A 6,262-nucleotide genomic window follows, 5' to 3' on the forward strand; every position below is an offset into this window, starting at 1 on the left:
ATCGCCGCGTCCTCCAGCGACAACGCACCCGCCACACACGCCGCCGCGATCTCCCCCTGGGAGTGGCCGACGACAGCTCCCGGCTCCACACCGAACGACCGCCACAGCTGCGCCAGCGACACCATCACCGCCCACAACACCGGCTGCACCACATCCACCCGGCCCAGCCACTCCTCGGAGTCCGACCGCAGAACCCCGGTGAGCGACCAGTCGACATGAGCCGCCAGCGCCGCCTCGCACTCCCCTATCGACTCCGCGAACACCGAAGACGACTCCAGCAGACCGGCCGCCATCCCCACCCACTGCGACCCCTGACCCGGAAAAACGAACACCGCCCGGCGCGCCGCAGACACGACACCCGTCACCACACCCGGCGCCTGCTCCCCCACCGCCAGCGCCGCCAACCCCGCCGTCAGCTCCTCACGCCCGGCCGCCAGCACCACACCCCGCTGCTCCAGCACCGACCGCGACCCCACCAACGCCGACGCCAGCACTCCCAGCCCCAGGTCCTCCCGCTCACCCACGAACCCGGCCAGCCGCCCCGCCTGCCCCCGCAACGCCCCCTCCGACCGACCCGACACCACAAACGGCAACACCCCATGCCGGCCCGGCACCCCAGACCCCGCCCCGACAACCTCCGGAGCCTGCTCCACGATCACATGCGCATTCGTCCCACTGATACCGAAAGACGACACCGCCGCCCGACGCGGACGACCCCCCACCTCCGGCCACTCCCGCGCCTGCGTCAGCAACTCCACCGCACCCGCCGACCAGTCCACGTGCGAAGACGGGGCGTCGACGTGCAGGGTGCGCGGCAGGACTCCCTCGCGCAGAGCCATCACCATCTTGATCACGCCGCCGACGCCCGAGGCGGCCTGCGCGTGACCGATGTTCGACTTCAACGACCCCAGATACAGCGGCCGTTCGCCAGGACGGTCCTGGCCGTAGGTGTCGATGATCGCCTGCGCCTCGATCGGGTCGCCCAAGGTCGTGCCGGTGCCATGCGCCTCGACGGCGTCCACGTCCTGGACGGTCAGCCGTGCACTGGTCAGCGCCTGCCGGATGACGCGCTGCTGGGAGGGGCCGTTCGGCGCGGTGAGGCCGTTGCTGGCGCCGTCCTGGTTCACGGCGGAGCCGCGCAGCACCGCCAGCACCTGGTGGCCGTTGCGTTCGGCGTCCGACAGCCGCTCCACGAGCAGCACGCCCACGCCCTCCGCCCAGGCCGTTCCGTCGGCAGCGTCCGCGAACGCCTTGCAGCGGCCGTCGTCGGAGAGTCCGCGCTGTCGGCTGAACTCGATGAACATGTCGGGGCTGGACATGATGGTCGCGCCGCCGGCCAGCGCCATGGTGCACTCGCCCCTGCGCAGGGCCTGCGCCGCCAGGTGCAGGGCGACGAGCGAGGAGGAGCACGCGGTGTCGACGGTGACCGCAGGGCCTTCGAAGCCGAAGGAGTAGGCGAGGCGGCCGGAGGCGACACTGCCGGTGGTGCCAGTGAGGCGGTAGCCCTCGACGGCGTCCGGCGTGCGGCTGAGCAGCGGCCCGTAGTCCTGCGACACGGCGCCGATGAAGACGCCGGTCGCGCTCGCCCTGAGCGGGGCCGGGTCGATACCGGCGCGTTCGAAGGCCTCCCAGGAGGTCTCAAGGAGCAGCCGCTGCTGCGGGTCCATGGCGAGGGCCTCACGCGGGGAGATCCCGAAGAACTCGGCGTCGAAGTCGGCGACGCCGTCGAGGAATCCACCTGTGCGGACGTAGGTCGTGCCCGGGCTGTCGGGGTCGGGGTCGTAGATGCCGTCGAGGTCCCAGCCGCGGTCGGTCGGGAAGTCGGTGATCACGTCGCGGCCGTCGGCGACGAGCCGCCACAGGTCCTCGGGTGAGCCCACTCCGCCCGGGAAGCGGCATGCCATGCCGACGATCGCGATCGGCTCGTCCGCTCCGGCCGGGGCGGCGGGTGCGGAGAGCGCGGGCGGCGTCGCACCGCGCTCGCCCAGCAGCCGGGACTTGAGGTGCCGTGCCATCGCGGCGGGCGTCGGGTGGTCGAAGGTCAGGGCGCCGGAGAGGCGCAGCGCGGTCGTGGCGTTGAGCCGGTTGCGCAGCTCGACGGCCGCGAGAGAGTCGAACCCGGCCGCCTTGAAGGTCTGCTCAGGACCGATGAGGTCGGCGGAGGCGTGGCCCAGTACCAGGGCGGCCTGTGTGCGTACCAGGTCGGTGAGCACCTGCTCCTGTTCCGCTTCGGACAGTGCGGCCAGGCGCCGCGACAGCGCGGACTCCCCGCTCGTCGGTGCGGCGGACTCCTGGGCGACGCGGCGCACCTGGGCGCGCACCAGGCCGCGCAGCGGCGCGGGGGGCGGGTTCTGTGCGGCCTGGGCGCGGAGTGCGGTGTGGTCGAGGCGGACGGCGGCGAGGCCGGCGTCGCCTGCGTTCAGGGCGGCGTCGAGCAGCGCGAGCCCTTCGTCCGCCGTCATGGCGACGATGCCGGACCGGCGCATCCGAGCCAGGTCCTGCCGGCCGAGCCGCCCGGTCATGTCGCTGGCCGGCTCCCACAGGCCCCAGGCGATGGAGGTGCCGGGTAGCCCGGCGTCCTGGCGGCGGGCGGCGAGGGCGTCGAGGAAGGTGTTCGCGGCGGCGTAGTTCGCCTGGCCCGGGTTGCCGAGCAGACCTGTGACGGAGGAGAAGAGGACGAACGCGGAGAGGTCCAGGTCACGGGTCAACTCATGCAGGTTGACCGCGCCGTCGACCTTGGCACGCAGTACATGGGCCAACTGTTCGCCGGTCATCGACTCCAGCAGGCCGTCGTCGAGCACCCCGGCCGCGTGGACCACGCCCGTGAGCGCCGGTACCCGCGCCAGCACCCCGGCCAGTGCGTCCCGGTCGGCGGCGTCACACGCCTCCACGCTCACCCGCGCACCCAAAGCGGCCAGCTCGGCCACCAACGCCTCCGCACCCGGGGCATCCGGACCGCGCCGGCTGGTCAGCACCAGACTGCGCACGCCGTGCTCGGTGACCAGGTGCCGGGCCACCAGAGCGCCCAGCGTGCCCGTGCCTCCGGTGATCAGCACCGTGCCGTCCGCGTCCAGCGCCCGGGGCATCCGCAGCACCAACTTGCCGACGTGCTTCGCCTGGGACATGAACCGGAACGCCTCCGGCGCCCGCCGCACATCGAACGACCGCACCGGCACCGGCACCAAGGCACCCGCCGCGAACAACCCCATCAGCTCACCCAGCAGCGCGCCTATCCGCTCAGACCCCACCTCCAGCAGGTCGTACGCCTGATACGACACCCCCGCATACGCGGACTCCACCGCCCCCGCGTCCCGGATGTCGGTCTTGCCCATCTCCAGCAACCGGCCACCGTCGGCCAGCAACCGCAGCGACGCGTCCACGAACTCCCCGGCGAGGGAGTTCAGCACCACATCCACACCCCGGCCGCCGGTGACCGCACGGATGCGCTCCTCGAACCCCAGCGAGCGGGAGTCCGCGATGTGGTCGTCCTCCAGGCCCAGCGAACGCAAGGTCTCCCACTTGCCCTCGCTCGCGGTGGCGAACACCTCCGCCCCGAGATGGCGGGCGATCTGCACCGCCGCCATCCCCACACCACCCGCACCCGCGTGCACCAGCACCGACTCACCCGCACGCAGACCGCCCAGCTCCACCAGCCCGTAGTACGCCGTCAGGAACACCACCGGCACCGACGCCGCCTGCTCGAACGACCAACCCCCGGGAACCTTCGTGATCATCCGGTGATCGGCCACCGCGACCGGGCCGAACGACGGGAACATCCCCAACACCCGGTCCCCCACCGCCAACCCCGACACCCCGGGCCCCACCCCGGTGACCACACCCGCACCCTCGCCACCCATCGACGCGGCACCCGGGTACATGCCCAGCGCGATGAGCACGTCACGGAAGTTGAGCCCGGCGGCCCGCACCGCCACCCGCACCTGCCCCCCACCCAACGGCTCCCCCACCTCCGGAGCCACCACCAACCCCAAACCCTCCAACGACCCCGACACCGACCCCGACAACCCCAAACGCCACCCATCGCCCGACGCGACCAGCGTCCCGCTGCGATCGGCCCGGGTGAGCCTCGGCGCCAGTACCGTGCCCTCCCGTACGGCGACCTGTGTCTCGCCCGAAGCCAGGGCGAGGCGCGCCACCTCGTCGAGGCGTACCGGGTCGGCGTCCGGGTCGGCGTCGATCAGCAGGAACCGGTCCGGGTACTCGCTCTGCGCGGACCGCACCAGGCCCCACACGGGGGCGTGAACGAGGTCGGGGACCGGGTCGCCCGGGGCCGCCGCGATCGCTCCGTGCGTCACGATCACGAGACGCGACCCGACCTGGCCGCCGGTCGCGGTCTCGGCCAGCCACGCCTGCAGCGCCGTCAGGAGCCCGGTGGTCGCCGCCTCGGCGGCCTGTGCCAGGTCCGCGTCGGCAACCCGGGCCGGCGCACAGTGGTGGAAGGTCAGGTCCAGGTCCAGGTTCTGGCCGGTGTCCGGGTCGGCCGGTCGGCCGACCGGTGTCCAGGTGACCGGGTACAGGGAGTCGGCGGCGGGCAAGGTGCCGACCAGCTGCGTCGGGTCGGCCGCGCGCAGTTCGAGGGCCGCTGCGGAGAGCACCGGCCGTCCGGTGCCGTCGACGGCCTGGACCGCGATCGTGTCGGCGTTCCCGTCGACCGGGGCCAGGCGCACGCGCAGCGTGGACGCTCCTGCCGCGTGCAAGGTCAGGCCCTGCCATGCGAAGGGCAGGCGCAACGACTGCTCGTCGCCTTCATCGGCGGCGACCAAGGCGTGGAGGGCGGCGTCGAGCAGGGCGGGGTGGACACCGAAGGCGTGGGCCTCGGTGGTCAGTTCGGTGGGGAGACCGACCTCGGCGAACAGCTCGCCGTCCTGACCCCGGTACAGCGCGCGCAGGCCCTGGAAGGCGGGCCCGTAGCCGTATCCCGCGGCGGCGGCACGGTCGTAGAAGCCGTCGGTGTCGACCGGCTGTGCGCCGGCCGGCGGCCAGACGGCGAGGTCGGACACCGCGTCCCCGCCGTTTGTGCTGCCTTCGGTGAGGAAGCCCACGGCATGGCAGGTCCACTCGCCGTCCTCGCCCGCCGTCTCGGCCCGGGTGTACACGCCGACCGGCCTGCGGCCGTCGGGGGCCTCCGGCTCGACGTGCACCTGGAGGGCGAGAGCGCCGTGTGTCGGGATCACGAGCGGTGTGCGCAGCGTCAGTTCGTCCACGTGTCGGTGGCCCGCACGGTCGCCCGCGTGGACGACCAGGTCCGCGAAGGCGGCGCCGGGCAGCAGCACCGTGCCCGCGACGGCGTGGTCCCGCAGCCACGGCTGGGCCTGGAGCGAGATCCGCCCGGTCAGCATCACCGCCCCGGTGCCGGCGAGGCGTACGGTCGCCCCGAGCAGAGGGTGCCCGGCCGCCACAAGGCCGAGCCCGGTGGCGTCGGCGGGTGCGCCCGCGGTGCCGTCGAGCCAGTAGCGCCGGCGCTGGAAGGCGTAGGTGGGCAGGTCGAGGTCCGGGCGGGGGGCGGGCAGCGGCAGCGCGGACCAGTCGGCCGGGCGGCTGCGGACGTGAGCGAGGGCGAGGGCGGAGAGCAGCGCTTCGCTCTCCCCTCGGCCCGTGCGCAGGACGGAGGTCGCCGCGATCTCGTGCGCGCTCACCGCGTCCCGCGCCGTGTCCCCGTCCGTGCCTGCCTCAGGGGCGGGAGTCTCGTGCACCAGTGCGGTGAGGACGCTGTCGGGGCCCAGCTCCAGGAAGGTCCGGGCACCGGCCGAGCGCACGTACGCCACGCCGTCGGCGAAGCGCACGGCGTTACGGACCTGCTGTACCCAGTACTCCGGGTCGGTCAGTTCGGCGGCCTCGGCGGGCCGCCCGGTCAGGTTGGAGACGACGGGGATCTGCGGGGCCGCGTACGACACCCCCTCCAGCACCGTGCGGAACTCCGCGAGCATCGGCTCCATACGATGCGAATGGAAGGCATGACTGACCTGGAGCCGCTTCGTCTTGCGCCCCCCGGCCGCGAACCCGGCCGCCACCCGCAGCACCGGCTCCTCGTCACCGGACACCACCACCGACGCCGGCCCGTTCACCGCGGCGACACACACCGCGCCCTCCAGCGCCGCCACCACCTCCGCCTCACTCGCCTGCACCGCGACCATCGCGCCCCCCGGCGGCAGCGCCTGCATCAACCGGCCCCGCGCCGCCACCACCGCCGCGGCATCCTCCAGCGACCACACCCCCGCCACATGCGCCGCCACCAACTCACCCA

At 73.4% G+C, this 6,262-nt stretch carries 1 protein-coding gene; it reads right to left on the minus strand.

What is annotated here, in order from left to right; translation table 11 throughout:
* Positions 1-6,262, minus strand: a 6,262-nt coding sequence (locus tag KUM38_RS43135) for a type I polyketide synthase (RefSeq protein WP_302181342.1), incomplete at both ends; no start/stop codon positions are given.

Source organism: Streptomyces sp. AC558_RSS880 (assembly GCF_019049255.1).
Classification (GTDB): domain Bacteria; phylum Actinomycetota; class Actinomycetes; order Streptomycetales; family Streptomycetaceae; genus Streptomyces.